The organism is Candidatus Zixiibacteriota bacterium, assembly GCA_040753495.1.
Taxonomy (GTDB): Bacteria; Zixibacteria; MSB-5A5; order GN15; family PGXB01; genus DYGG01.
This window is the reverse complement of the sequence record JBFMEF010000139.1, coordinates 1-5,485: the sequence shown is the minus strand read 5'-3', so window position 1 is coordinate 5,485 and position 5,485 is coordinate 1. Positions and strand designations below refer to the sequence as shown.

Sequence of the window (5,485 nt, the reverse complement as noted above, 5' to 3'; positions counted from 1 at the left end):
CAAACCCCGACGACTCAAAACCATCGTCATCGCCGCCGTCAACGTCGTCTTACCATGATCCACATGACCAATCGTACCTACATTAACATGCGGCTTCGTCCGTACAAATTTCTCCTTCGCCATAGGTAGGAACTCCTCTACTATTTAGACAAATATCATATTTCCAAACATTCTGGCCGCCACTTCGCGGGGAAGGGGCGCGTACTTGGAAAACTGCATGGTATAGGAACCGCGTCCCTGGGTGAGATTGCGCAGGACCGTAGCATAGCCGAACATCTCAGCCAGAGGAACGGTCGCGGTAATCACCTGCAGGTTATTTCGCGGCACCATGCCGTTAATTTTTCCGCGACGCAGATTCAAGTCGCCCACCACGTTTCCCATATAAATCTCGGGGCAAATGACTTCAACGCTCATCACCGGTTCCAGAATAACCGGATTAGCGCGCCGCGCCGCATCCTGTAATGCCATCGAGGCGGCAATGCGGTACGCCATCTCGCTGGAATCGACATCGTGATAAGAGCCGTTAAACAGAGTCACTTTTATACCGGTCAGCGGATATCCGGCAATAGTGCCGTTGGACATCGCCTCTTTAACGCCCTTTTCTATATAAGGTATATATTCTCTGGGAATGGTGGTGCCCACAATCTTATTTTCAAACTTGAAGGCAGTGCCGTTTTCTGACGGCTCGACTTTGAGCCAGACATGACCGTACTGGCCCTTTCCGCCGGTCTGCCGGATAAATTTACCCTCGGCCTCAACGGCGGAGGTGATAGTCTCCTTGTAAGCAACCGACGGTTTACCGACATTGGCCTGCACATTGAATTCCCGTATCATTCGGTCTATCAGAATTTCCAGATGCAATTCGCCCATACCGGAGATAATCATCTGCCCTGTTTCATCATTGACCTTTACCTTAAAGGTTGGGTCTTCTTCTTCGAGCTTTGCCAGGGCTTCGGTCATTTTGTCCTGGTCGGCTTTCGATTTGGGTTCGATGGCGACAAAGATGACCGGCTCGGGGAATTTCATCATCTCCAGCATGATGGGATGGCGGGTATCGCAGAGGGTATCGCCGGTAGTTGTCTTGCGCGTGCCTATGACGGCGACGATATCGCCGGCGCTTGCCACCTCCACGTCGGCGCGCTTATTAGAATGCATAAGCAGTATGCGGGCGATGCGTTCTTTAATTCCGGAGTTTGGGTTCAGCACCGACATACCGCTTTTCAACTGCCCGGAATAGACTCGAATGTAACAGAGTCTTCCGGCATGAGGGTCGGTCTGAATTTTGAAAGCCAGGGCTGTGAACGGTTCCTCCGGAGAGAGCTTGCGGTGCAGCTTTTTCTTGCCGTCGACAGAAAAACCCTCAATGGGCGGCAGGTCGGCCGGTGAGGGGAGATAATCGACAACGGCGTCAAGCAGTTTTTGAATCCCTTTGTTTCGGAAGGAAGAGCCGCAGAGGACCGGAACCACTTTGCAGTTGAGCACGGCTTTCCTGATGGCTCTTATAATGTCGGCCGGGTCGATGGGGGATTCATGAAGAAATTTATCAAGAAGGGTGTCGTCAAATTCGGAAATTGCTTCCAGAAGCTGCTCGCGGTATTCGGCAGCCATTTCTTTCATATCATCGGGAATGGGGAAATCGTCAAAGGTGGCGCCGAGGTCTTCATCATGATAGACGCGGTAATTCATGTAAACCAGGTCGATAATGCCGGTAAAGTATTCGCCGGCGCCAGCGGGAATCTGGACCGGGACCGACTTGCCAGAAAATTTTTCGTTCATCTCTTTGACGGTACCGAAGAAATCCGCCCCGACGCGGTCCATTTTGTTGACATAGGCGATACGGGGTACGCGATACTTGTCGGCCTGATTCCAGACCGTTTCCGACTGGGGTTCGACACCGCCGACGGCGCAAAAGAGAGCCACGGCGCCATCCAGAACGCGCAAAGACCGCTCGACTTCGATAGTGAAATCAACATGCCCCGGAGTATCGATGATATTAATCTGGTGGTCGCGCCAGAAACAGGTAGTCGCGGCGGAGGTAATAGTAATCCCTCTCTCCTTTTCCTGCTCCATCCAATCCATCGTGGCGGCGCCGTCGTCGACTTCGCCCATGCGATGGGTCTTGCCGGTGTAGTACAGGATACGCTCGGTAGTGGTGGTCTTACCGGCATCGATATGCGCCATGATGCCGATATTCCTGAGCTGATTTTGTTCCTTCCTTCCGGACATAGAAAAACCCTGACTGAATTCTGCTTCTGCTAACAGGCCGTGAATAAGAAGCCTCATACCCGACCGTAAAATTCAGCAGGGTGTTCGGTGGCAGTATGAGAAAGAACTTCTTATCGTATCTTAAACAACGCCCGCAACTAAATCGCTTTCCTTACTTCTTACTTCCCTTTATAAAACCTGATTACCATCTAAAATGGGCAAACGCCTTGTTTGCCTCAGCCATTTTATGTGTATCTTCTTTTTTCTTAATGGAGGCGCCTTCGTTATTGGCTGCGGCAATCAGTTCGCCCGCCAATTTTTCCGCCATGGTATGCTCTCCCCTGGCCCGGGAATAAGATATAAGCCAGCGGATAGCCAGCGCCACGCGGCGGTCCGCCCGAACTTCCACCGGCACCTGATAGGTAGCGCCGCCGACGCGGCGGGATTTAACTTCCAGTACCGGCTTGACGTTATTGATGGCTTTATGGAAAACATCGATTCCCGGCTGGCCGGTTTTCTTTTCGGCGCTGTCCAGGGCGGAGTAGATAATCTTCTCGGCAATCGATTTTTCGCCGCGCTCCATCATAGCGCCGATAAATTGCGAAATCAGACGGTCGCCGTACCTGGTATCAGGAATCAGTTCTCTCTTGGGCGGAGTATTCTTTCTGGGCATTAAATCAACCTACCATCTTTATTTCTTGGGCTTTTTGGTTCCGTATTTGGAACGGCCCTGAGTTCTGTCGCCGACGCCAGAGGCATCCATAGTGCCGCGGATAATGTGGTAACGGACACCGGGCAGGTCTTTAACACGGCCGCCGCGAATCAGCACAATGGAGTGCTCCTGCAGGTTGTGGCCTTCTCCCGGAATATAAGCGGTCACCTCAATCTGATTTGTCAGTCGAACACGAGCGACCTTGCGAAGAGCCGAATTCGGCTTCTTGGGGGTAGAGGTATAGACTCTGGTACACACGCCGCGTTTCTGCGGCGAACCCTTCAAAGCCGGCGTGGTCGTCTTCGAGGTAATGTCGTGGCGTCCTTTACGGATCAACTGGCTAATTGTCGGCAATGTTTCTCCTTCAAAAAATTACAATTCAAAACAAAAACAGATTCGTAATCTATTAATATCCTTTCTCTTGTCAAGTATTTTCTTGGAAAATGTTGGCAATCGACTTGTCCTGGTCGCCGTCGCCCGATTCATCATCCTCCGGTATCACTTCGATATTATGATACTGCTGAATACCGGTTCCGGCCGGAATCAGGTGTCCAATAATCACATTTTCCTTGAGTCCGAGCAGGCGGTCTATTTTGCCGTTAATGGCGGCCTCGGTCAGCACTTTGGTTGTCTCCTGGAATGATGCCGCCGAGATGAAACTCTCGGTGGAAAGAGAGGCCCGGGTGATACCGAGAAGCATCGGCTCAAATGTCGCCGGTTCGCCTCCCTCGGCGATAACACGGGCATTTTCCTCGGCGAAGCGATTGCGGTCAATCTGCTCCCCTTCCAGAAAATTGGAGTCGCCGGCATGAGTCACACGAACCTTTTGAAGCATTTGCCGCACAATAACTTCGATATGCTTGTCGTTAATTTTGACACCCTGCAAACGATAAACTTCCTGAATCTCATTGACCAGGTATTCCTGCACGCGGTTGACGCCGGAAATCCGGAGAATATCGTGCGGGTCAATCGAGCCTTCGCAGAGCCGGTCGCCGGCGCTGACCCGGTCGCCGTCATGCACATGGAGGTGACGACCGTGGGGAATCAGATATTCTTTGGTTTCCCCTTCATCGCCATGGACAAAGACTTGCTGCTGACCGCGGACAATTTTTCCGAACTGGATGATGCCATCCACTTCGGAAATTACGGCCGGGCTATGCGGACGGCGCGATTCGAAGAGCTCCGCCACACGCGGGAGACCGCCGGTGATATCGCGCGTCTTGGAGATGGCGCGCGGAATTTTAACCAGAAATTCACCGGCCGGAATCTCCTGGCCGTCTCTGACCAGCAGATGCGCCCCGGTAGGAATCCGATAGCTTCCAAGTTCTTTTCCTTTATGGTCAACTACATTGATTTCGGGAAGGAGCGTTTTCTCTCTTTCCTCGACGATGATGGACTGAATCAAACCGGTTGTTTCATCGAGTTCTTCACGAAGGGTGAGCTCCGGAACGATATCTTTGAAGACAACTTTTCCGCCGTACTCGGAGACGATAGTGTTGGAATAGGGGTCCCACTCGAAGACAGTATCCCCTTTGGCGATTTCCTGCCGGTCGCCCACCATGAGGATGGCGCCGTACGGGATTTTCATCCGTGCCCGGGGACGTCCCTCCTTGTCTCTGATTTCAATATCGCCTTCACGGCTGGTGACAATTCGAGTTGAGTCGGGTCTTTCCATGAAAGAGACTTTTTCGCTGAACCAGATATTGCCGCCGAATTTGGCCTCAACTTTCGACTGGGCGGCGATACGGGCGGCGGCGCCACCGATATGGAAGGTTCGCAGCGTCAGCTGGGTGCCGGGCTCGCCGATAGACTGGGCGGCGATGACACCGACGGCTTCGCCGATATTGACCATTTTCATGTTAGCGAGGTCACGTCCGTAGCACTTGGCGCAGACGCCCCGCTTCGATTCGCAGGTCAGCACGGAGCGGATTCTGACGGAGTCAACGCCGGCATCTTCGATGCGGGCGGCATGGTCTTCGGTCACTTCCTGACCGGCTTCTACGATAATCTCATCGGATATCGGGTCGAAGACGTCTTCCAGCACAACCCGACCGAGAATGCGGTCGCGGAGTGATTCGATAACTTCTTCTCCCTCTTTCAGGGCGGTCACGGTGATGCCGAGAATGGTCCCGCAGTCGTCCTCGGTAATAATTACATCCTGGGCGACATCAACCAACCGCCGGGTCAGATAGCCGGCGTCAGCGGTCTTCAGGGCGGTATCGGCAAGGCCTTTACGGGCGCCGTGAGTGGAAATGAAGTATTCGATGACCGAAAGTCCTTCGCGGAAATTGGAAATAATCGGCGATTCGATAATTTCACCAATGCCGCCGGTGATTTTTTTCTGCGGTTTCGCCATAAGGCCGCGCATGCCGGCCAGCTGGCGAATCTGCTCTTTGGAGCCGCGGGCGCCGGAATCAGCCATCATATATACCGGATTGAATCCTTCACGGTCGCGCGCCAGGTTGTTAAACATCACTTCCGAGACTTCCGAGGTCGTCTTGGTCCAGATGTCAATAACCTGATTATAGCGCTCACCGTTGGTGATAACGCCGCGCTCATACCGTTTCC

The 5,485-nt window shown here is 52.9% G+C and carries 5 protein-coding genes; all 5 read right to left on the bottom strand.

Annotated elements, in window-relative coordinates; all coding sequences use genetic code 11:
• A partial coding sequence (locus tag AB1690_09220; GenBank protein MEW6015491.1) for a GTP-binding protein occupies positions 1-123 on the bottom strand: 123 nt, incomplete at its 3' end.
• Between the two features lie 21 nt (positions 124-144).
• Complete coding sequence (gene fusA, locus AB1690_09215; GenBank protein ID MEW6015490.1) at positions 145-2,226, bottom strand: elongation factor G; 2,082 nt, start codon at positions 2,224-2,226, stop codon at positions 145-147.
• A gap of 181 nt (positions 2,227-2,407) precedes the next feature.
• Positions 2,408-2,878 carry a 30S ribosomal protein S7 gene (gene rpsG / locus AB1690_09210; protein ID MEW6015489.1) on the bottom strand — a complete coding sequence of 157 codons (471 nt, stop codon included), beginning with the start codon at positions 2,876-2,878 and terminating at the stop codon, positions 2,408-2,410.
• Between the two features lie 18 nt (positions 2,879-2,896).
• A complete protein-coding gene (rpsL, locus tag AB1690_09205) occupies positions 2,897-3,271 on the bottom strand; it encodes a 30S ribosomal protein S12 (protein MEW6015488.1) in 375 nt (124 codons plus the stop codon).
• Positions 3,272-3,341: 70 nt separating this feature from the next.
• The coding region (locus AB1690_09200; GenBank protein ID MEW6015487.1) for a DNA-directed RNA polymerase subunit beta' at positions 3,342-5,485 on the bottom strand (2,144 nt) is incomplete at its 5' end.

Excerpts from the sequence above, each read along its gene's own strand:
- fusA (MEW6015490.1), bottom strand. The coding sequence starts at position 2,226 with ATGTCCGGAAGGAAGGAACAAAATCAGCTCAGGAATATCGGCATCATG.
- rpsG (MEW6015489.1), bottom strand. The coding sequence starts at position 2,878 with ATGCCCAGAAAGAATACTCCGCCCAAGAGAGAACTGATTCCTGATACC.